Source organism: Pseudomonas sp. NFACC39-1, assembly GCF_900110355.1.
Taxonomy (GTDB): Bacteria; Pseudomonadota; Gammaproteobacteria; order Pseudomonadales; family Pseudomonadaceae; genus Aquipseudomonas; species Aquipseudomonas tehranensis.
The window spans coordinates 538,221-559,361 of sequence record NZ_FODL01000004.1; the positions used below are offsets into that span (position 1 = coordinate 538,221).

Consider the following 21,141-nt stretch of genomic DNA (forward strand, 5'->3'; position numbering starts at 1 on the left):
TATTGTGCCGCTATCCAAGGCGAAGGGTGTTGATATGGGTCAACAGACAACGCCTATCCCCTGTGGGAGCGGGCTTGCTCGCGATGACGGTGGATCAGCTTGCATATAGGCCGGCTGATACACCGCCATCGCGAGCAGGCTCGCTCCCACAGGTTTTCATTGGGTCAGGAGAGGGTGGGCAAGCCGAAGAACGCGCGGGCACAGGCGGTGCTGTGGGCGGCCAGGTCTTCCTGGCTTTCTCCCCGGTGCAATGCAACTTCGCGCAAGGTCTCCGTCAGGTAGGCCGGTTCGTTGCGACCATTCTTGGGTTTTGGGCGCAGCGTGCGAGGCAACAGGTACGGTGCATCGCTTTCAAGCATCAAGCGAGTGTGAGGAATTTCCCGTACCAATGGATGCAAATGGGTGCCCCGGCGCTCATCGCAAATCCAGCCAGTGATGCCTATATGCAAGTCCAGGTCTAGATAGCTGAACAGGGCTTTTTTTTCACCGGTAAAACAGTGCACCACCGCTGCGGGCAATTGGTCGCGAAAATCCCGCAGGATTTCCAGCAGGCGCTGATCGGCATCACGTTCGTGAAGGAAGACCGGCAATTGCAACTCCACCGCCAGGGCGAGGTGTTCTTCTAGGACTTTTTCCTGCTGCGGGCGCGGGGAGAAGTCCCGGTTGAAATCCAGCCCGCATTCACCCACTGCGCGGACGCGGTCTTGTTTCAGCAGGTCTTTGAGATGCCGGGCGCTATCGGCGGTCCAGTCGCTGGCGCTATGAGGGTGAATACCGGCGGTGGAAAACAGCCGCTCCCCAGTGTCATCGAGGCGCTGGCACAGCTCAAACGCCTGCTCACTGCCCTCGACACTGGTACCGGTCAGGACCAGTTGGCAGACACCGGCTGCATAGGCGCGCTCAAGCACGGCCTCGTGTTTGTCGGCAAAACTGGGGTTGGTCAGGTTGACGCCGATATCGATGAGTTGCATGGTGCTACCTCGACCCAAAGGCCGCAAAGCATATCAGAGCTGTAGATTTATAAGAAAAGCCAAGAACTACAACGAGTTGAGGCTGTCTGTTGAGGCCGCCAGACCGGTTGGGTTGGTATAAACGCCAGCACTGTGCCAGTCTCTCGCACTTTTCAGCGCCCCAGGTGCTCTGTTTCTGTCGACCCCAGCTTCGATATTTCAAGGCTGCGGGCCGCGGTATCCTTTCGGAGAGTGGATGACACGTCCCCAACTGTTGCTGCTGCTGTGTTGTTCGCTGTTGCTGCCGATGCCGGCGGAGGCGCGGCTGCCCGGCCCGGTACAGGTGGTAGCACCGACTACGGTGCGCGACCTTGCGCAAATCCGCAGCAGCCGGGTCCTGAAGGTACTGGTCAACCAGAGCCGCAACAGCTCTGGCGAAGTCAAGGGGCAACCCATTGGCGTCGAATATCATCGGTTACGTGCCTTCGAGCAATACCTCAACGGCCACGCTCGGGATGACCAGAAAATCACCCTCAAGATCATTCCCAAGGCCAAGGATCAACTGCTGGGCGCCTTGCAGCGCGGAGAAGGCGATCTGGTCGCGCCCGGCGAGTTGCTCGAGCCCCTGGCTGGCCTTGCGGTCAGCGCCAGCAATCCGATTCGCACCGACGTGCCGTTGCTCCTGGTGGGAGCCAAGGGCCAGCGGCGCTACACACGCGTAGAGCAACTGTCGGGTAAGACCCTGGCTCTGCCCAACGGTAGCGCCGCAGGGGAGGCCCTGAGTCAGATCAACCAGAAGCTGGCACTGCGTAAATTACCACCGGTGAAGATCGAGTGGGTCGACCCGACCCTGGCGGTGGAAGATGTGCTGGAAATGGTTCAGGCCGGGATTTTCCACCTGACCATCGTCGAGCAGCCCATCGCCGAACGCTGGAGCAAAATCCTGCCCAAGCTGCGTTTCGACCGGCAGGTGCTCATTGGCGAGCCGGCTGACGAGTATTGGTTTGTTCGTCGTGACGCCGCCATGCTGCGTGCGAGCATCGACCGCTTCCTGACGACCTATAAGGCACCCTCCAATCAGGACGCCGCGTTTCTGCGCATCTATCGCCGCTTGTACCGGGTTCACTATCCGCTGGCCCGTGCCAATCGCCAGCGTCTTGAGAAACTTCGCCCGGTGCTGCAAAAACATGCCACGGCCCAAGGCATGGATTGGCTGAACCTGGCGGCGTTGGCGTTCAAGGAGTCTTCCCTGAAACCCAATGCCCGCAGCGGCAGCGGCCCTACGGGCCTTATGCAGATTACCCCATCAGCCGCCCAGAGGGTCGGGGTGCGCAACATCCAGAACCTGGACGCCAACGTGCAGGCTGGCGCCAAGTACCTGGCCTTGATACGCCGAAAGTTTTTCGCCAGCCCCAAGCTCAACGAGCGCGAGCGAATGGCCTTCGTCCTGGCCGCCTACAACATGGGGCCTGAGCGCGTCCAAGGCATGCGGGCCGAGGCCAGACGGCGGGGGCTCAATCCCAATCAGTGGTTCTTCCAGGTTGAACGCATCGCCATGGAGCAGGTGGGAATGGGCGCAGTAAGCTACGTTAATAGTGTGAACAAATACTATCTGGCGTTTGATCGTGAACGGGAGTCGCTGGAGCCCAGGGAGCAAAAGGTTGTTGTGCGTAAATGATCGAGTAAACTGATTGGTATCACGGATTTTTTCCGCTTTTATCATGCATTTTGTTGATTAATATAGCGGCCAACCCCACTTATCCCAAGGAATGAACCTAATGAGCACTTTCATCAACAAAGTTCTGTTTACCCGAGCTGGTTATGGCCTGACTGTCCTGCGCATTGTTGTCGGGATCATCTTTGCTGCCCACGGCGCACAGAAACTCTTCGGCCTGTTCGGTGGCTACGGCCTGACGGGAACGGCGCAGTGGATGGAAAGCATTGGCCTGACCCCCGGTTATCTGATGGCGACACTGGCTGGCGGTACCGAGTTTTTCGCCGGGCTGGCCTTGATCATCGGCCTGCTGGCCCGTCCAGCGGCGTTGGGACTGGCCTTCCTGTCGCTGGTGGCGATTTTCTCCGTGCACATTGGCAACGGTCTGTTCATGGCCAACAACGGTTATGAGTTTGCCCTGGCTTTGCTGGCAGGCAGCGTTGCGGTGCTGATCGAAGGTGCAGGCAGGTTGTCGGTCGACCAGGCCATTGCCCGCTGATTGCGACCTGAATCATCAGAGGCCCGTCTGGAACGGGCCTTTTTTGTGCGCGCAGATTCTTGACACTGACTGGTCAGCTTCTCTAGGATGCCGCTCATGCGCCGATTTAAACAGCTACTTGCGGGGCGCCAGGTGACTCATTCAGTCACCGATAGAAGCCGGTAAAACACGGTTTCGAAATACCGCTAAAGCGCTGGTTCGGTGTTGCCTCTCACCTGCCATGCAGACTTTTGAGGCAGAGACACGACACGATGAACGCATCCAGCCCCCTTGTACGTCTTGCGCCGATCACGGCGAACCTTCTGCAACGCAATCCAAAAATCCTTCTGGGCGGTACTCACCAGCCTACGCTGTTGCGCTATCTCGACGGCTGGCCGCGACGCAACCACGGGCCGGCGGCGTTTCTTATCCAGTTTGTCGAAGACGGTGAGTCGTTGGCGCGTTTTGCCAATGACAGCTTCGATCTGGCAGTCATCCAGTCGCCCAATGCGGCGGATGCCCCCGAAATGATCCGGCAATTGACCCGCGTGGCCCGGCAGGGGCTGATTACTCGCCGTTGAGGCGAGCAATCCTTGTCAGGGCCCAGCGGGTGAAGCTTTTATAGGTATTCAATGTGGGTGACATATAAAAGCTGTTCCCCGGCGGGCGTTTGAACCTTGATCTCAGCATCCAGCGCTTTGCCGATCAACGCTCGCGCCAAGGGCGAGTCGATGCTGATGAGGTTCTTTTTCAGGTCCAGTTCGTCGGGGCCGACGATGCGATAGCGAGACTCTTTGCCGTCCTCATCTTCAACCGTGACCCAAGCGCCGAAATACACTTTGTTCGGGTCGCTGGGTTTTTCACTGACCACCTTGAGGGCTTCCAGGCGCTTGGTGAGGAAACGCACGCGGCTGTCGATCTCCCGCAGCATTTTTTTACCGTAGGTGTACTCGGCATTTTCCGATCGATCCCCTTGGGCCGCTGCCTCGCTGACCGCTTGGGTCACCTGAGGGCGGCGCACATGCCAAAGCTCATGAAATTCGGCGCGCATCCGCGCCTCACCCTCGGGGGTGATCAGCGCGGTGCCGGCGGTGCGGGGTGGGCGATAACGGCTCATGGCAACTTCTTGTGGTGGCGAAGCCGGGAGTCTATCAACCCTCGCGCAAGACTGTCAGCGGGCTCGCGTTGAGCGCTCGACGCGTGCCGAACACACCGGCTGCCCCGATCAATAACGCTCCCACCAGCGGCAGTACCAGCAACCATGGATGCGGATGCCAGGGCAGGTCGAACGCGTAACGGTAAAGCACCAGACTCACCAGTTCCGAACCCAGGGCCGCGAGCAAGCCGCTGACCGCTCCCAGCAGCCCGAACTCGATGCGCCGGGCCTTGACCAACAAGGTTCGTTCGGCACCCAGGGCGCGGAGCAGCGCACCCTGGTGGATCCGTTCATCGAGGGTGGCTTGCAGGCCGGAGAACAGCACGGCCATTCCCGCAGCCAGTACAAACAGCAACACATATTCCACGGCCAGGGTGACCTGGGCCAGGATGCTGCGCAACTGCTCGAGCAGGGCTTCGACTTGCAGGATCGTCACCGCCGGGAAGGCCCGGGACAGGTCGACAATCTGCTGGTCGTGGCCCGCCGCCAGATAGAAGCTGGTGAGATAGGTGGCCGGTAGATCCTTCAGCGTGCCGGGTTGGAAGATCATGAAAAAGTTAGGCTGGAAGTTGTCCCAGTTGATTTCTCGCAAGCTGGTGACCTTCGCCTCGCGATTGACGCCGCCCACGTTGAAAACCAGACGGTCCCCCAGCTGGATCTTGAGGTTCTCGGCCACCTTGCCTTCTACCGAAACGCCCGGAGTATCGTCCGGCGGTTGCTGCGGCCACCAGCTCCCGGCCGTGACGACGTTGCCCGCCGGCAGGTCCGCAGCCCAGGTCAGGCTCAGGTCGCGCTGCAGGGCCCGGTCACCGGCCGAGTCCTTGGTGACAAACTCCTTGGCCGGCTCGCCGTTGATACTGATCAGGCGTCCCGGTACCACGGGATAGAGCGGCGCCGATTGCGCCGACAACGCCAGCAGCTTGTCGGTGAAGGCCTGCTTGTCGTTGGGCAGAATGTTCAGGGCGAAATAGTTCGGGGCGTTTTTCGGCAACTGGTTTTGCCAGGTGTCCAGCAACTCGCCGCGCAAGAGGGCGATCAGCGCCATGGACAATAGAATCAGGCCGAATGCCAACGCCTGGCCGGCCGCCGCCAAGGGGTGGCGCAGCAACTGGCCCAGGCCTAGCCGCCAGGGTAACGAGGCGCGGGCCAGCATCCTGCGCAGGCTCTGGAGCAGCAGCAACAGCAGGCCGCCGAGCACCAGTGCTGCGATGACGCCACCACCCAGCAGGGCGAACGTCAGGACCAGGTCCAGGCTCAAGCGCCACATGATCAGGCCAAGGGCACCCAGGGCGGCCCCATAGACCACCCAGGTGCTGGAAGGAATCGGCAGCATGTCCCGGCGCAAAACGCGCAAGGGGGGGACCCGTCCCAACGCGGCCAGTGGGGGCAGGGCGAAGCCCGCCAACGCCACCATTCCGGTACCGATTCCGGCAATGGCCGGCAGCAGGCCACCCGGTGGGACGGTGGTGGGTAACAGGTCATGCAGCAGTGCAAACAGTCCCAGTTGGGCGAACCAGCCGAGCAGGGCACCGCTGATACTGGCCAGCAGGCCCAGCACGGTCAGTTGCAGACTGAACAGCACCATGGTTTCCCGACGCGACAAACCCAGGCAGCGCAGCAGGGCGCTGGCATCGAACCGTCGGGTGGCAAACCGGTTGGCCGATAGGGCAACGGCGACGCCGGACAGCAGCACCGCCACCAGGCTGGCCATGTTCAGATACCGTTCGGCCTTGCCCAGGGCGCCACCGATCTGCCGGTTGCCATCGCGTGCATCCTGCAGACGCTGATTGGGCTCCAGGCCCGGCTTGATCAGGTCGCGGTAGGTTTGCAGCGCTGGCGCCGGGCCGCGCCACAGGTCGCGATAACTGACGCGGCTGCCGGGCTGCACGACGCCGGTAGCGTCCAGGTCCTTGAGGTTGATCATGACCCGGGGCGTGAGGCTATAGAAATTGCCGGCGCGATCCGGTTCGTAGGTCAAGACGCGGCTCAGGCGCAAGGGCTGGTTGCCGACGTCAATGCTGTCGCCTATTTTCAGGTCCAGTGCCGTCAGCAGCCGTGCTTCAACCCAGGCCTCGCCAGGGTTTGGTCGCCCGCCGGTTTCTTCCGGGGCGAACGGGGCAGGGGCGCTTTTCAGTTCGCCGCGCAGGGGGTAGATGTCATCGACGGCCTTGACGCTGGAAAGCTGAATGCCATTGTCGGTGGCCACAACGCTGGAGAACTCCACCACCCGGGCATGTTCGAGTCCCAGATCGGTGCCACCGCGAATCTGTTCGGGGCGGGCAGGCGAGCTGCCTTCGAGCAGCAGGTCGGCGCCAAGGAATTCGGTGGCGCGCATCATCATTGCGCCGTTGAGACGGGCTCCGAAGTAGCCGATGGCGGTACTCGCCGCCACCGCCACCAGCAGGGCGAAGAACAACACCCGCAGTTCGCCGGCGCGGGCATCGCGCAGCAATTGACGGACAGCGAGACTGAACAGGCGCAACAGCGGCAAGCGTGCCATCAAGGCTCCAGGGGGGCGACCATCTGGCCGGCTTCAAGTCGAATCAGGCGCCGGCAGCGATGGGCCAGGCGTTCGTCATGGGTCACCAGCACCAGGGTCGTGCCGCTTTCCTTGTTCAACTCGAACAGAAGATCGCTGATGCGCTCACCGGTGTGGCTGTCGAGGTTGCCAGTGGGTTCGTCGGCAAACAGCACGTCGGGCTCCGCCGCAAAGGCACGGGCAATCGCTACGCGTTGCTGCTCGCCGCCGGAGAGCTGGCGGGGCGAGTGGGTCAGGCGCTGGCCCAGGCCGACCCGTTGCAGCAATTCCGTAGCGCGTTCGCGGGCATCCTGGCGACCATCAAGCTCCAATGGCAGCATGACGTTCTCCAGCGCATTGAGGCTGTCGAGCAACTGGAACGACTGGAAGACAAAGCCGACATGCTCGGCGCGGATCCGGGCCCGCTGGTCTTCATCCAGCACGCTGAGGGCTTGACCTGCGAGGGTCACTTCACCGCTGCTGGGCAGGTCGAGGCCGGCCAGCAGGCCCAGGAGGGTGGATTTGCCGGAGCCGGATGCGCCGACAATGGCCAGGCTGTCGCCCTTGTTCAGTTCCAGGCTGAGTTCGTGCAGGATAGTCAGTTCACCTTCCGCGCTGGGAACCACTTTGCTAAGGTCCTTCGCGGTGAGAATGCTTGAGCCCATGGAGAATCCGATGCGTGTGTGGTTTTTGAGTGCCGGCCTGGCCTTGATGTGCATGGCCCAGAACGCAGCGGCGGGTACGGTCCTGATCGTTGGCGATAGTATCAGCGCCGCTTTCGGCCTGGATACCCGGCAAGGTTGGGTATCCTTGCTCGAACAACGGCTCAAGGCCGAAGGTTTCGACGACAAAGTGGTCAATGCCTCTATCAGTGGCGACACCAGTGCAGGCGGCCAGGCGCGGCTACCGGCGCTGCTTGCAGCCCATAAGCCGGACCTGGTGATCCTGGAGCTGGGTGGCAACGATGGCCTGCGCGGACAGCCACCAACACAATTGCAACAAAACCTTGCAGCGATGATCGACAGCTCCCGCGCCAGCGGTGCCAAGGTGCTGTTGCTGGGCATGCAGTTGCCGCCCAATTATGGGCGGCGCTACACCGATGCCTTCGCCCGGGTCTACAGCACCCTGGCCGAGGAGAAAAACGTGCCGCTGGTGCCATTTTTCCTTCAGGACGTTGGCGGTGTTCCGGGGATGATGCAGGGCGATGGCTTGCACCCGTCCGTCGCGGCCCAGGGCAAGTTGCTGGAAAATGTCTGGCCGACGCTAAAACCGCTGCTGTGACGCTTTTCTACAGGCGGTCTTTCGGCTAATGTGGCGCCCCCGATTTGGAGCCCCCGATGCCGCGTCCCGCCTGGTCCCTTTTTGCCTACCAACTGATCGAGCCTGACGAACAGCTGGACCTGTTCGCCTGCCAGGAAGTGCGGGTGCATCTGGTGACCCGGCAACTGGAGCTTGGTGGCTCGGCCGACCGGACCCTGTGCGGCAGCCTGCTGCCGGCCCAGCCGCGCTGGTCGGCTGTTGATCGCAAGATATTCCAGGACCATCGCCTGTGTTCATTGTGCCGGGCGATCCTGGAGTCCCAGAAGCGCGGCACCTCGCCGATCTGGCCGGAACTGCGGTTCGAACTGTAATTCCCGAGATTCCCGGCATGCCCCTTGTGGGAGCGGGCTTGCTCGCGAATGCAGGGTGTCAGTCGACGTCTATGTGCCTGATACACCGCCTTCGCGAGCAAGCCCGCTCCCACAAGGATTTGCAGTACCCCCATCCTGGCTGCATAACCCCAGAACTGCTACGCATCGGACGCCTCATTGCCGCCCTCCCCGAAATAACGGGGGCCGGTGTACAATCACAGTCTTCATACCCTCTGTTCGACCTGCAAAGGATTTCCCGGATGTTGCTGCGCTTGCCTGCCGTCACCCGCTGCCTGTCTCTTGCCGCCCTGTGCATGGCTGGTCCCGTTGCCGCCCTGGAGCTGCCTCTGCCACCGCCAGGCGAAGACATTGTCGGCCAGGTGCAGGTCATCAAGGCCAAATACGAAGACACCTTCGCCGACCTCGGCACTACCTACGACCTGGGCTACACCGAGATGGTCGCCGCCAACCCGGGCGTCGATCCCTGGTTGCCGGGTGCGGGCACCGAGGTCGTGCTGCCGACCCGTTTCATCCTGCCGCCTGGCCCGCGCGAAGGCATCGTGATCAACCTCGCCGAGTACCGTCTCTACTACTTCCCCAAGGGCCGGAATGTGGTCTACACCTTCCCGCTGGGCATTGGCCGTGAAGGTTGGGGATCGCCGATCGCCCACACCAGCATCATTGCCAAGACCCCGAATCCGACCTGGACTCCGCCGGCCTCGATCAAGGCTGAGCATGCCGCCGACGGCGATCCGTTGCCGAACGTGGTGCCGGCCGGTCCCGATAATCCCTTGGGCCCGTTCAAGTTCACCTTGGGCACCCCGGGTTACCTGATCCACGGTTCGAACAAGAAGTTCGGCATCGGCATGCGCACCAGCCACGGCTGCTTCCGCATGTTCAACAACAACGTACTGCAGATGGCTGGCATGGTGCCGGTGGGCACCTCGGTGCGAATCATCAACGACCCCTACAAGCTGGGCGTGAGCGGCGGCAAGGTTTATCTGGAAGCCCACACGCCGCTGGACGACAACGGCAACCCGTCGGTGGTGGACAAGCACACTGCGGTGATCAACACGATGCTCAAGCGTGAGGACATCACCAGCAACCTGCGCATGGACTGGGATGTGGTGCGTGATGTGGTGGCTGCCGAAGACGGCCTGCCGGTCGAGATCGCCGTTCCGAATACTTCGGCACCCATGATCTCCAGCGCGCCGATCGATCTGCAACAGTAAAACCTGCAATAGAGACCCGCCGGCGTTTCGCGATGTCGGCGGGTTTTTTATCGCCTGGGGAAACGCCGGGCAATAAAAAAGCCGACCCAAAAAATGGGTCGGCTCGATAACAATCCCGGGGGACTATTACTTGCGGCTAGCTTTTTCCAGCATGCGCAGAGCACGCTCGTTAGCTTCGTCAGCAGTCTGTTGTGCTTTTTGAGCAGCAGCCAGAGCTTCATCAGCTTTACGGTAAGCTTCGTCTGCACGAGCTTGGGCGCGAGCTGCTGCGTCTTCGGTAGCAGTCAGACGTGCTTCGGTTTCTTTCGATGCGCTGCTGCAACCGGTAGCCAGAACTGCGGCCAGGGCCAGAGCAGAGAATTTCAGAACGTTGTTCATCGTGTTCCCCTTCAAGGACTTTCTATTAAGTGACTGTCTCCTCACAGCGAGGAGTTAGCCGGCGTACATACTACCCATTACTTGTAGTAAGTAAACTGACGTAGCGCAAGAAGCAAAAAAATTGTAGGCGGTGATTCTTTTTCGAGCAACTTTTTGGGGTGTTGTTTAAAAAATATGCAGCCTCCGGCACCAGGCTTGAGCGCATCATTGAGCAAAAGTTCCGTGCAGGGGAGAACTTTCCTTAAGCCGTTAACGTCGTTGTTTATTGATTCGCCTACACTTTTGAGCGTTTTTTGCTCAGCGGGGCGGCTATCTTTATTGGTGTTGGCGGTGACTTTAATAACCGGCGCTCGTCTCACGACTCAACAACTGGCGATGTTCAGCTATTGCGCCTTGGCCGACTAGCGCGTGACGGTGGCGCTCAATCGATAAACCCGACAGGGTTTTACCCCCATTGACGGGCGTGCCTTGAGCATTTGCGTCATTGGTGCCTACTATTCACGACGTGCTCGGGGTTGAGCGGTGGGTGTTGGCGCTCGGTGACCAGACAGGCACGGGGTGGCGTAGATGTTCCTTCGCCGGAAAAACATCGGTAAGGTAGGGGTCAGCATTCAGACCCGCGAGGAGTAGTGATGAGCGAGGCGTTGTCCATCCACCATGACCAGGCTGGTCATCAGTTCGAGACCAATGTGGACGGTCATCGTGCCTATCTGACTTATATGGACCTGGGCAAACAGACCCTGGATATCTATCGCACCTTCGTGCCCAACGCCTTGCGTGGACGTGGCATTGCGGCGGCGCTGACCGAAAGGGCGCTGCAATACGCCGACGAAATGGGCTACACGGTGATCCCGTCCTGCTCCTACGTGGAGCGCTACATGGAGCGTCACCAGCGCCACGCGGCCAAGCTCTGACACGATGGATTCTCCAAAAAAAACGCCGGGCTGATGAGCCCGGCGTTTTTTTATGCCTTGAAGAAAGTAAAAGATCGCAGGCTTCGCCATCTCCTACATCCCCGCTCCAAATATGTGTAGGAGCTGTGTAGGAGCTGTCGAGTGCAACGAGGCTGCGATCTTTTCTTCAGCCACGCTGACGTTTAGGCAACACATCCTTGAGCTTGGCATGCATGCTGCGCAGGGTGTTCTCGGTGGCGCTCCAGTCGATGCAGGCGTCGGTGATGGACACGCCGTACTGCAAGTCGGCCAGATCCTTGGGGATTGCCTGGCAGCCCCAATTCAAATGGCTTTCGACCATCAGGCCGATGATCGACTGGTTGCCTTCCAGAATCTGGTTGGCGACGTTCTCCATCACCAGCGGTTGCAGCGCCGGATCCTTGTTGGAGTTGGCGTGACTGCAGTCGACCATGATGTTCGGCTTGATCTTGGCCTTGTTCAGTGCCTGCTCACACAGCGCGACGCTGACCGAATCGTAGTTCGGTTTGCCGTTGCCGCCGCGCAGCACCACATGACCGTAGGCGTTGCCCTTGGTGGTGACGATCGACACGCCACCCTCCTGGTTGATGCCCAGGAAACGGTGAGGGCTGGAAACCGACTGCAAGGCGTTGATCGCCACGGTGAGACCGCCGTCGGTGCCGTTCTTGAAACCCACGGCCGAGGACAGGCCCGAGGCCATTTCACGGTGAGTCTGGGATTCGGTGGTCCGTGCGCCGATGGCCGACCAACTGATCAGGTCCTGCAGGTACTGCGGGGAGATCGGGTCCAGGGCTTCGGTGGCGGTGGGCAGGCCCATTTCGGCCAGGTCCAGCAGCAATTGGCGACCGATGTGCAGGCCATCCTGGATCTTGAAGGAGTCGTCCAGGTACGGATCGTTGATCAGGCCTTTCCAGCCGACGGTGGTGCGCGGCTTTTCGAAATACACCCGCATCACCAGGTACAGGGTGTCGGAGACTTCCGCCGCCAGCACTTTCAGGCGCTCGGCATATTCGTGGGCGGCCTTGATGTCATGGATCGAGCAGGGCCCGATGACCACGAACAGGCGATGGTCGGTGCCGTCGAGAATGTTGCGAATGACTTCCCGGCCCTTGGTCACGGTGCGCAGTGCAGCGTCGCTCAGGGGGATATCGCGCTTGAGCTGGTCAGGCGTGATGAGGGTCTCGTTGGAGGCGACGTTAAGGTCATTGATCGGTAAATCAGCCATCGTGTTACTCGTCAGGTCACGGGTGCCGGCCGCCAGCGATCCCCGCGCGGCGGTGCACAGCGAATTTAAGCGCGTCGGGGAGCGGAACCTTAGCGCGTTACGAGGTGGCTCGACAATGGGCAGGGCCCGGTTTAATTATGGCAAAGGCGCTTGCTCCCACTGGACTCGTAGGCGCTGTCGAGCGAAGCGAGGCTGCGATCTTTCCACAGCCGAGTGAGTCGAGCGCGAAAGAGCAAAAGATCGCAGGCTTGGCCAGCTCCTACAGAACCAGGCTGTGTAATGATGTGCAGGGGCTTTTTACCAGGAGAGTGGCAACGATGCAGGCAGGCGTTAAACCGCGGATCGGGATGATCGGCACGGGGGCGATCGGTGGGTTCTATGGCGTGATGCTGGCTCGCGCCGGTTTTGATGTGCATTTTTTACTGCGCAGCGAATTTGCCGCGGTGGCCGAAGCCGGTTTGCGAATCGACAGCGCGGTTCACGGCACGTTGGCCCTCGACCCCGTCCAGGCCTATCGCTCGGCAGCCGATATGCCACCCTGCGACTGGCTGCTGGTCGGTGCCAAGACCACCAGCAATGCCGACCTGGCCCCGGCCATCATTCAAGCTGCCGCTGATGGGGCCAAGGTCCTGTTGCTACAAAATGGCCTTGATGTTGAAGACGACCTCCGACCGTTGCTGCCCGATTCGCTGCATCTGCTGGGCGGCCTGTGCCTGATCTGTGTACATCGCGTCGGTCCCGGCGTCATCGCTCACCAGGCCCTCGGTGCAGTCAACATCGGTTACCACAGCGGTCCTTGCCACGATCAGGCGCAACGCATGGCGATTGTCGAGCAGGGGGCCGGGCTGTTCCGTGCCGCCGGCCTGGATTCCCAAGCCATGCCCGACCTGCGGCAGGCGCGCTGGCAGAAACTGGTGTGGAACGTGCCCTACAACGGCCTTTCGGTTCTGTTAGGCGCCAGTACCACGCCGTTGATGGCCGACAGTGACAGCCGAGGATTGATCCAGGCTTTGATGGCGGAGGTGGTGCAAGGCGCTCAAGCGTGTGGTCACCACGTTGCGCCGGGTTACGCCGAGTATCTGTTTGCGATGACCGAAAAGATGCCCGACTACTGGCCGAGCATGTATCACGATTATTCCCACCAGCGTGCGCTGGAGCTGGAAGCTATTTACAGCCGACCACTGGCGGCGGCGAAAAGGGCCGGTTGCGAGCTGCCGAAAATCGAAGCCTTGTATCAGGCGTTGGCATTTATGGACCGACGAAACCGCTGATCAGGCGATAGGGGAGCGACATGGCAAACAACATCGATGACAAACTGGTGCTGGCGATTTCCTCGCGTGCGCTGTTCGATCTGAGTGAAAGCCATAAGGTGTATCTGTCGGGCGGCGTCGAGGCTTACCGGCAATATCAGATTGAGCATGAGGACGAAGTCCTTGAGCCCGGTGACGCCTTCGCGCTCGTACAAAAGCTGCTGAGCCTCAACGCGCATCTGGGACGTGCGCGGGTCGAGGTGGTTCTGGTTTCGCGCAACAGCGCCGACACCGGCCTGCGAGTGTTCAACTCGATTCATCATTATGGGCTGGCGATTTCCCGCGCGGCGTTCGTCGGCGGTCGCAGCCCTTACCCTTATCTGAAGGCGTTCGGCTGTGATCTTTTTCTGTCCACCCACGCTGAAGATGTGCGTAGCGCCCTGGACGCCGGATTTGCCGCGGCGACCATTCTGTCGGGCGGTGCCAGCCGCGCCGCCAGTGAGGAGCTGCGCATCGCTTTCGACGGCGATGCGGTGCTGTTTTCCGACGAATCCGAGCGTGTCTATCAGAGCGGCGGCCTGGCGGCGTTCCAGGCCAGCGAGCAGCAGGCGGCCCGTGAGCCGCTGCGAGGCGGGCCGTTCAAGGGCTTTCTGGCGGCGCTCAATGCATTGCAACGCGAATTCCCCGAAGACGCCTGTCCGATTCGCACGGCGCTGGTCACTGCCCGTTCGGCACCGGCCCACGAGCGCGTCATCCGGACGTTGCGCGAATGGGATATTCGTCTGGATGAGTCGCTGTTTCTTGGCGGCCTGACCAAATCGGCGTTTCTCGAAGCCTTTGCCGCCGACGTCTTTTTCGACGACCAGACCGGCCACTGCGAACTGGCTCGCGAGGTGGTCGCCACGGGTCATGTGCCTCACGGCATCAGCAATGAAGTGAAGCTCTGACTGCCCGTTGTTTAGGGCGTTACGCTGGACGTCGTACTCCTCAAGGCGCTGCTAAGCTGAATCCATCTCCGCCATTCTGGCACGCGAGGAGGTCACATGATTCGTTCGATGCTGTACGCCACAGACCTGGGACTTTACGCCCCTTATGTGATGCAGCATGCCTTGGCGTTGGCACGGACGTTCGAAGCCGAGTTGTATGTGGTGCACGCGGTAGAGCCGATGGGGCTGTTCGCGGAGTCGGTGTTGCAAAGTTATCTCGATGAGCAAGCGCTGAACGAATTTCATCGCCAGGGTCTGAATACGGTGATGGCCAACATTGAGCAGCGGGTGCTCGACAGCTTTCGCGAAGAGTTGGGGGAGGGGCAGCAGGACTTGAAGCTGATCAAGTCGGTGCGGGTTTTCCAGGGCGATCCATCCCAGGTCATTCTCGAACAGGCTGCGAAACTCTCTGTCGATTTGCTGATCGTAGGCAGTCACTGCCAAGGGGCGAGCGGTGAAACACCGCTGGGCAGGACCGCTGCGCGGGTATTGCAGTTATCCCGGGTACCGGTCTACCTGGTGCCGTTGGTGCAGCGGCGACGTCAGGGGGAGGCTTGAGGCAAAGTAGTGGCTTTTTTATAAAAAGTTCTAGATTAATTAATACAACCATTCATATAGTTATATACCGTCGCTGATGCCCGTGGCGTCCAACTGCTTTGAGGGATACATATGAAGCTTCAACAACTGCGCTACATCTGGGAAGTGGCGCACCACGACCTCAACGTTTCCGCTACTGCCCAAAGCCTCTACACGTCGCAACCTGGCATCAGCAAGCAGATCCGCCTGTTGGAGGATGAGCTGGGTGTTGAAGTGTTCGCCCGCAGCGGCAAGCACCTGACCCGCGTGACCCCGGCCGGTGAGCGCATCATCACCACGGCCGGGGAAATCCTGCGCAAGGTCGAAAGCATCAAGCAGATTGCCCAGGAATTTTCCAACGAGAAAAAAGGCACGCTGTCGATTGCCACCACCCACACCCAGGCCCGTTATGCACTGCCGCCGGTGATCAGCAATTTCATCAAGCAATACCCGGACGTGGCCCTGCACATGCACCAGGGCTCGCCGATGCAGATCGCCGAAATGGCCGCTGATGGCACCGTGGATTTCGCCATCGCCACCGAGGCTCTGGAACTGTTCGGCGATCTGGTGATGATGCCGTGCTATCGCTGGAACCGCTGCGTGGTCGTGCCTCAGGGCCATCCACTGACCAAGCTGCCGAAGCTGACGCTCGAAGCCCTGGCTGAATACCCCATCGTGACTTATGTGTTCGGTTTCACCGGCCGTTCGAAACTCGACGAAGCCTTCAGCCATCGCGGCCTGACCCCGAAAGTGGTGTTCACCGCCGCCGACGCCGACGTCATCAAAACCTATGTACGCCTTGGCCTGGGCGTGGGCATCGTGGCGAAAATGGCCGTCGATACCAAGCTCGATGGCGACCTGGTGGTGCTGGATGCCAGCGAGTTGTTCGAGTCCAGCGTGACCAAGATCGGTTTCCGGCGCGGTACTTTCCTGCGTGGCTTCATGTGCGACTTCATCGAAAAATTCGCGCCACACCTGACCCGGGAAGTCATGGCCAAGGCCATCCAGTGCCACAACAAGCAGGAGCTCGAAGAGCTGTTCGACGGTGTGGAATTACCGGTGCACTGAACAGTGAGTGCTAGATCGCCTCGGTAACAGCGAACTGTTGCCGGGCGCCTGCGACGACGATCTCTACTTCATCCCCTTCGAATTTGCCCAGCAGGCTTCGTCCCAGCGGCGAGCGAGGGGTGATGACGGTAATCGGCTGGCCCACCAGTGACACTTTCAACCCCGCGGCATCCGGCCCCAGAAACAGCCATTGCTGGCGGTCATCCTCATCTGCCAGCCCGATCAACGTGCCAATCTGAATGCCGCGCTGTTCGTCGTAGGGCCTGAGTATCAGGTTCTGGCAGAGGGCGAGGGCCTGGCGGATTTCTTCGACACGCCTGGCTTGCCCGGCGGCGAGGTAAGACGCTTCAAGGCCCAGGGTGTCGTATTTGTTCTCGGCGATGTTTTCCTCGTGGGTCGCGGTTTCGTAGGCCGTCTGCGCGGCGCGCTCGGCGACATCCAGGTCAATCCTGAGTTTGTCGAGAATCAGTTGGTGGACGATCTGTTTGTTCATGATCAATCGCAAAATTGCAAAACGTTGGCCCGGCTCTTTTCACTGGGCGCATTCTGGTCCTGTTGCAGCCAGAACTGACACTTGGGGTTGGACAGGTTGCGAGGATCGCTGCGGGCTTGATCCAGGGCCTGTCGTTGCTCGTTTCGTTGCAGATTTTGCTGGTATTGCTCGAACATGGGGGTTGGCGGTTCCGGGGCCGGTTGCACCGCCGGCGGTTGCCCCAGTTGCTGCACGGCGGCGGCCACTGGAGCCAGTTGTTCGTTGAACAGGAATCTGGACAGCAGCCAACCGGTCAACACGATGGCGAGGAACCCCAGCCACAGACCCAGGGCGATGCTGACGGTCAATTGCAAGGCGCTAAGGCGTGGCGCTGGTGGGTGATCGGACATGGCTGCTTCCTGGCAATGAACACATGATAGGCGGCGATTGTCGCATGAAGATTAATCGCCGTCGGCTCTTCTGCATCATCGGTTTAATGCGGGACAATCAGGCCTTTGCCACAGGGAGTCGGGAATGACCGTGCGTTGGGATATTTTTTGCACCGTCGTCGATAACTTTGGCGACATCGGCGTCACTTGGCGCCTGGCTCGGCAATTGGTGGCCGAGCATCAATGTTCGGTGCGGCTATGGGTCGATGACCTGCGGGCCTTTGAACGACTGTGCCCGCAAATCGACATCACGCTCGGCGAGCAATGGCAGCAGGGTGTGCAAGTCTGCCATTGGCCTGAGATCTGGCCGTCCACCGATGCTGCCGATGTGGTCATCGCCGCGTTTGCCTGTCAGTTGCCGAGCGCCTACATGGACGCGATGGCCGAGCGGCAGACCACGCCGTTGTGGATGAACCTCGATTACCTGAGTGCGGAAGATTGGGTGATCGGCTGCCACGGATTACCCTCAGTCAAATACAAGCACGTGCAGAAATATTTCTTTTTTCCGGGTTTTCGGGAGGGAACGGGAGGCCTGTTGCGTGAAGCCGGCCTTCTGGAGCAGCGCCAACAGTTTCAGCAGGATGCCCAGGCGCAACGGCTTTTCCTGGAGGCGCTGGGAGTGGAACGGGCGCCGGACTCACGGCTGATTTCGCTGTTTGCCTACGAAAACGCCGGGCTGGCGAGTTGGTTTGATGCCATGGTGGCCGATTCCCGCGCCTCGCATGTGCTGATTCCCGAAGGGCGGGTCCTTGGCGATGTTCAGCGTTGGCTGGGCATCGATGGCCTGAAGGCCGGTGCGGTACACCGACGTGGCGCCCTGACGGTTCAGGTGCTGCCGTTCGTCCGCCAGGATCAGTACGATCAACTGTTATGGTGCTGCGATTTCAACGCCGTGCGGGGTGAAGACTCCTTCGTGCGCGCCCAATGGGCTGGGCGGCCGCTGCTCTGGCATATCTACCAGCAGGAAGAAGACGTTCATCTGGAAAAACTCGAGGCCTTTCTCCGGCTGTACACCCACGGTCTTTCGCAGCCGGCTGAAAAAGCGATCAGCGGTCTCTGGCGGTCCTGGAATGCTGGCCTGGACATGGCCGAACACTGGAAAATGGTCGATCAACAGCAGCAGGAACTGCTCGAACATGCCCAGGCATGGTGTCTGGAACAGGCCTCGCGACCCGATCTTGCCGCAGCGCTGGTGAAGTTTTATGTAAATTGGATATGATACGCGGCCTAGATTTTTGTAAATCCCATCCAAATTCGGATATTCGCAATGAAAACTGGTAAAGAACTGAAACCCGGGACCGTGATCCGTCTCGAAAACGATCCTTGGCTGGTTCAGAAAGCTGAGTTCACCAAGTCGGGTCGTAACAGCGCGATCATGAAGACCAAGCTGAAGAACCTGCTGACCGGTTACAAAACCGAGATCGTCTACAGCGCCGATGACAAACTGGACGACGTGATCCTCGACCGCAAAGAAGCGACCCTGTCCTTCATCAGCGGCGACACCTACACGTTCATGGACACCACTGACTACACCATGTACGAGCTGAACGCCGAAGACATCGAAAGCGTTCTGCCGTTCATCGAAGAAGGCATGACCGACGTCTGCGAAGCCGTGTTCTTCGAAGAGCGTCTGGTCTCCGTAGAACTGCCGACCACCATCGTGCGTCAGGTTGACTACACCGAAGGTTCCGCTCGCGGTGACACTTCCGGCAAGGTCATGAAGCCTGCCAAACTGAAGAACGGTACCGAACTGTCGGTCGCTGACTTCATCGAAATCGGCGACATGATCGAGATCGATACCCGCGAAGGCGGTTCCTACAAAGGCCGCGCTAAATAAGCGAAGTCTTGTGTATGAAAAAGCCCGACCATTGAGTCGGGCTTTTTCATGCCTGCGGGTCCTGTTCAGACAGAGGGCGGGATGGAGACTGTGGCGAGGGGATTTAATCCTGCCCTGTGGGAGCAAAGCTTGCTCGCGATCCAGACGCCTCGGTTCCGCGCTGTGTTCATCGCGGGCAAGCCTTGCTCCCACAGGGTTGCGCCACAAGTCACTTCAGATGTTGTTTCAGTTCTTCGGACACCTGCAACATCGCCGAACGCACCGCTGGTACCTGGCTCACCACATTGAGCAAACCATAATCGTGAATCATGCCGTTGTAGCGTACCGCCGTGACCGGCACGCCAGCGGCGTCCAGTTTGCGGGCGTAGGCTTCACCTTCATCACGCAGAACATCGGCCTCGGCAGTCTGTACCAGCGCGGGTGGCAGGCCCTTGAGTTGTGCAATGGTTGCCCGCAGCGGCGAGGCATAAATCTCGTTACGTTGCCCGGCATCGGTGGTGTAGTTGTCCCAGAACCACTTCATCATGTTGCGGGTGAGGAAGTGTCCTTCGGCGAACTGCTTGTAGGATGCGCTCTCGAAGCTGGCGTCGGTCACTGGCCACAACAAGGCCTGGAATTTGATTGCCGGCGTACCTTTGTCCTTGGCCATCAGCGCCACGACAGCGGCCATGTTACCCCCTACGCTGTTGCCCACCACCGCCAGGCGCTTGCCGTCGACGTTGAGCTGCTTGCCGTGTGCGGCCACCCATTTCGTGGCCGCGTAGGCCTGGTTGATCGCTACCGGGTAGTGCGCTTCCGGAGAGGGTGTGTAGTTGACGAACACCGCGACGGCACCTGATCCGGCCACCAGATCGCGAACCAGCCGTTCGTGGGTTGGGAAGTCTCCCAATACCCAGCCACCGCCGTGGAAGAACATGAACACCGGCAGCTCACCCTTGACCCCGGCCGGCCGGACGATGGTCAGGCTGATCGGCTGGCCATCGACCTCAATGGTCTTCTCGCTGACGTCGGCCTTGGGCAAGCTCAGCTTCACCCCTGCCTGGGCGCCGACCAGTACCGCGCGGGCGTCCTTGGGCGACAGTTGCTCCAGTGGCTTGCCGGTGCCGGCATTCAGCGCATTGAGAAACGCTTGGGTGTTGTGTTCCACGATGCCGTCGGCGAACGCGCTGCCGACGCTCAGTGCCAGAAGGGTGCCGGTCAAAACTTTGCTGAAGGTGTTCATGTGCATCTCCTTAAGTACAGGTCGCAAGAGGTTGGTTAAACGGTGACGTGCAAGCGCACATCGACGTTGCCGCGGGTGGCGTTGGAGTACGGGCAGACTTGGTGAGCCGCATCCACCAGGCTTTGTGCATCGGCCTGGTCCAGGCCCGGCAAGCTGATGTGCAGGTCGATGTCGAGGCCGAAACCACCGGGAATCTGGCCGATACCGACATGGGCGGTGATCGAGGCGTCATCCGGGATTTTGCGTTTGCTCGTGCTGGCAACAAATTTCAGGGCGCCAATGAAGCAGGCTGAGTAGCCGGCAGCGAACAGCTGTTCAGGATTGGTTGCCGCACCACCTGCGCCGCCGAGTTCTTTGGGGGTGGCGAGTTTGACGTCCAGGATGTTGTCGCTGGAGATGGCACGACCATCACGGCCGCCGGTGGAAGTTGCGATTGCGGTGTAGAGCGTTTGCATGGTGAGAGCCTCGTTTCGGGTTGCTGTTACAGCGCTAAATGTTTGCGCGCTAAGTAGGTGTGAGGCAAATGTATAGCGCTAATATTTTGCGCGCAAGATAAATTTTTAAAGAAAATTGAATTTCGCTCGCTCAAACGGCGTGGATCCCTTGAGCTAGAGCGTTTTCATCAGCTGAAATTTTTTTCCAGGGAGGGGCGAGGGGTCAGGAGGTGATCGGACTGGCGCCATCGCGAGCAGGCTCGCTCCCACATTTTGATCCTTGGTGGACGCACTTTTTGTGTTCAACACAGATCGTTGTGGGAGATTCTATGGTTGAGGGGAAGCCCTCAAGCCGCTTTTGGTTGGTATTCGCTTTGCCCTTTCAGCAGAGCGAATACGATCCGGGCAAGCTTGCGAGCCAGCATTACCAACGCCTGAGTGGTAGTGAAACCGCGAGCTCTTTGCTTTTCATAGAAGCCTTTCCAAGCAGATGTGCGACTAGCCGACATGGCGGCATTGTGCAAAAGCCGGCGTACTTCCGGGTCGCCTCGTTTACTCAAGCTGCGGCGACCGTCTTTTTGTCCTGATTTCGACACTCGCAAATCCATTCCCAAGAAGGCAATGAAAGCATCT

Annotated in this window: 24 protein-coding genes; 13 read left to right on the plus strand and 11 right to left on the minus strand. The window is 59.9% G+C overall.

From position 1 onward, the window contains the following. Positions 1-164: 164 nt before the first annotated feature. The gene (locus BMY45_RS11855) at positions 165-971 is read right to left on the minus strand and encodes a TatD family hydrolase (protein ID WP_092397703.1); all 807 of its coding nucleotides are present in this window, start codon (positions 969-971) and stop codon (positions 165-167) included. Positions 972-1,206: 235 nt separating this feature from the next. Here BMY45_RS11855 and BMY45_RS11860 point away from each other — a divergent pair, with 235 nt between their 5' ends. The 3 genes from BMY45_RS11860 (at position 1,207) to BMY45_RS11870 (ending at position 3,723) form a co-directional block, all read left to right on the plus strand. Further along, a complete protein-coding gene (locus BMY45_RS11860) occupies positions 1,207-2,628 on the plus strand; it encodes an MltF family protein (protein ID WP_092397705.1) in 1,422 nt (473 codons plus the stop codon). 100 nt (positions 2,629-2,728) lie between these two features. Then, complete coding sequence (locus tag BMY45_RS11865; protein WP_092397707.1) at positions 2,729-3,163, plus strand: DoxX family protein; 435 nt, start codon at positions 2,729-2,731, stop codon at positions 3,161-3,163. 251 nt (positions 3,164-3,414) lie between these two features. Next, positions 3,415-3,723 carry a hypothetical protein gene (locus BMY45_RS11870; RefSeq protein ID WP_092397709.1) on the plus strand — a complete coding sequence of 103 codons (309 nt, stop codon included), beginning with the start codon at positions 3,415-3,417 and terminating at the stop codon, positions 3,721-3,723. Positions 3,724-3,761: 38 nt separating this feature from the next. Here BMY45_RS11870 and greB read toward each other — a convergent pair whose 3' ends face one another. Genes greB through BMY45_RS11885 form a run of 3 tightly spaced genes read right to left on the minus strand, consistent with a single transcriptional unit; the run spans position 3,762 to position 7,481 of the window. Further along, positions 3,762-4,259: a transcription elongation factor GreB gene (gene greB / locus BMY45_RS11875; RefSeq protein WP_092397711.1), complete on the minus strand. Its 498-nt coding sequence runs from the start codon at positions 4,257-4,259 to the stop codon at positions 3,762-3,764. 34 nt (positions 4,260-4,293) lie between these two features. Further along, entirely contained in the window at positions 4,294-6,798 is a 2,505-nt protein-coding gene (locus tag BMY45_RS11880; protein ID WP_092397713.1) for an ABC transporter permease, read from the minus strand. After that, the gene (locus BMY45_RS11885; protein ID WP_092397715.1) at positions 6,798-7,481 is read right to left on the minus strand and encodes an ABC transporter ATP-binding protein; all 684 of its coding nucleotides are present in this window, start codon (positions 7,479-7,481) and stop codon (positions 6,798-6,800) included. Before BMY45_RS11885 ends, BMY45_RS11880 begins: the two co-directional genes overlap by 1 nt. Before the next feature lie 10 nt (positions 7,482-7,491). On the opposite strand from BMY45_RS11885, the gene BMY45_RS11890 reads away from it, so the two are divergent. From BMY45_RS11890 to BMY45_RS11900, 3 genes are all read left to right on the plus strand, one after another. Beyond that, entirely contained in the window at positions 7,492-8,097 is a 606-nt protein-coding gene (locus BMY45_RS11890) for an arylesterase (protein WP_092397717.1), read from the plus strand. Between the two features lie 56 nt (positions 8,098-8,153). Further along, positions 8,154-8,447: a hypothetical protein gene (locus BMY45_RS11895; RefSeq protein ID WP_047226351.1), complete on the plus strand. Its 294-nt coding sequence runs from the start codon at positions 8,154-8,156 to the stop codon at positions 8,445-8,447. Positions 8,448-8,707: 260 nt separating this feature from the next. Further along, positions 8,708-9,679: a L,D-transpeptidase family protein gene (locus BMY45_RS11900; RefSeq protein WP_092397719.1), complete on the plus strand. Its 972-nt coding sequence runs from the start codon at positions 8,708-8,710 to the stop codon at positions 9,677-9,679. A 126-nt stretch (positions 9,680-9,805) separates the two neighbouring features. Here BMY45_RS11900 and oprI read toward each other — a convergent pair whose 3' ends face one another. Continuing rightward, positions 9,806-10,057 (minus strand): outer membrane lipoprotei OprI, encoded by a 252-nt coding sequence (oprI, locus tag BMY45_RS11905; RefSeq protein WP_011335311.1) that lies wholly within the window; start codon positions 10,055-10,057, stop codon positions 9,806-9,808. A gap of 632 nt (positions 10,058-10,689) precedes the next feature. Between oprI and BMY45_RS11910 the strand changes: the two genes are divergently transcribed. Then, positions 10,690-10,971 carry a GNAT family N-acetyltransferase gene (locus tag BMY45_RS11910; RefSeq protein ID WP_047226353.1) on the plus strand — a complete coding sequence of 94 codons (282 nt, stop codon included), beginning with the start codon at positions 10,690-10,692 and terminating at the stop codon, positions 10,969-10,971. A 166-nt stretch (positions 10,972-11,137) separates the two neighbouring features. Here BMY45_RS11910 and BMY45_RS11915 read toward each other — a convergent pair whose 3' ends face one another. After that, a complete protein-coding gene (locus BMY45_RS11915) occupies positions 11,138-12,214 on the minus strand; it encodes a 3-deoxy-7-phosphoheptulonate synthase (RefSeq protein WP_003199364.1) in 1,077 nt (358 codons plus the stop codon). Positions 12,215-12,531: 317 nt separating this feature from the next. On the opposite strand from BMY45_RS11915, the gene BMY45_RS11920 reads away from it, so the two are divergent. The 4 genes from BMY45_RS11920 (at position 12,532) to cysB (ending at position 16,094) form a co-directional block, all read left to right on the plus strand. Next, a complete protein-coding gene (locus tag BMY45_RS11920) occupies positions 12,532-13,485 on the plus strand; it encodes a putative 2-dehydropantoate 2-reductase (RefSeq protein ID WP_092397721.1) in 954 nt (317 codons plus the stop codon). Positions 13,486-13,505: 20 nt separating this feature from the next. After that, positions 13,506-14,411: a 5'-nucleotidase gene (locus BMY45_RS11925; RefSeq protein WP_092397723.1), complete on the plus strand. Its 906-nt coding sequence runs from the start codon at positions 13,506-13,508 to the stop codon at positions 14,409-14,411. A 96-nt stretch (positions 14,412-14,507) separates the two neighbouring features. Next, a complete protein-coding gene (locus tag BMY45_RS11930; protein WP_092397725.1) occupies positions 14,508-15,008 on the plus strand; it encodes a universal stress protein in 501 nt (166 codons plus the stop codon). Positions 15,009-15,119: 111 nt separating this feature from the next. Further along, positions 15,120-16,094, plus strand: a complete 975-nt coding sequence (gene cysB / locus BMY45_RS11935; protein WP_018603112.1) for an HTH-type transcriptional regulator CysB — start codon at positions 15,120-15,122, stop codon at positions 16,092-16,094. A gap of 10 nt (positions 16,095-16,104) precedes the next feature. On the opposite strand, the gene BMY45_RS11940 is transcribed toward cysB, so the two are convergent. Then, on the minus strand, positions 16,105-16,587 hold the full coding sequence (locus BMY45_RS11940; RefSeq protein ID WP_092397727.1) for a GreA/GreB family elongation factor: 483 nt from the start codon (positions 16,585-16,587) through the stop codon (positions 16,105-16,107). A 2-nt stretch (positions 16,588-16,589) separates the two neighbouring features. Beyond that, entirely contained in the window at positions 16,590-16,976 is a 387-nt protein-coding gene (locus BMY45_RS11945) for a hypothetical protein (protein ID WP_092397729.1), read from the minus strand. 124 nt (positions 16,977-17,100) lie between these two features. Here BMY45_RS11945 and earP point away from each other — a divergent pair, with 124 nt between their 5' ends. After that, the gene (gene earP / locus BMY45_RS11950) at positions 17,101-18,234 is read left to right on the plus strand and encodes an elongation factor P maturation arginine rhamnosyltransferase EarP (RefSeq protein WP_092397731.1); all 1,134 of its coding nucleotides are present in this window, start codon (positions 17,101-17,103) and stop codon (positions 18,232-18,234) included. Between the two features lie 48 nt (positions 18,235-18,282). Further along, positions 18,283-18,852 carry an elongation factor P gene (locus tag BMY45_RS11955; protein ID WP_003199385.1) on the plus strand — a complete coding sequence of 190 codons (570 nt, stop codon included), beginning with the start codon at positions 18,283-18,285 and terminating at the stop codon, positions 18,850-18,852. 208 nt (positions 18,853-19,060) lie between these two features. Here the strand turns inward: BMY45_RS11955 and BMY45_RS11960 are convergent, their stop codons facing one another. The 3 genes from BMY45_RS11960 to BMY45_RS11970 form a co-directional block, all read right to left on the minus strand. Then, complete coding sequence (locus BMY45_RS11960) at positions 19,061-20,074, minus strand: alpha/beta hydrolase (RefSeq protein WP_092397733.1); 1,014 nt, start codon at positions 20,072-20,074, stop codon at positions 19,061-19,063. A 35-nt stretch (positions 20,075-20,109) separates the two neighbouring features. Then, a complete protein-coding gene (locus BMY45_RS11965) occupies positions 20,110-20,529 on the minus strand; it encodes an organic hydroperoxide resistance protein (protein WP_092397735.1) in 420 nt (139 codons plus the stop codon). 326 nt (positions 20,530-20,855) lie between these two features. Beyond that, positions 20,856-21,141 (minus strand): transposase (locus tag BMY45_RS11970; protein ID WP_143071633.1); only part of this gene is annotated, 286 nt, incomplete at its 5' end.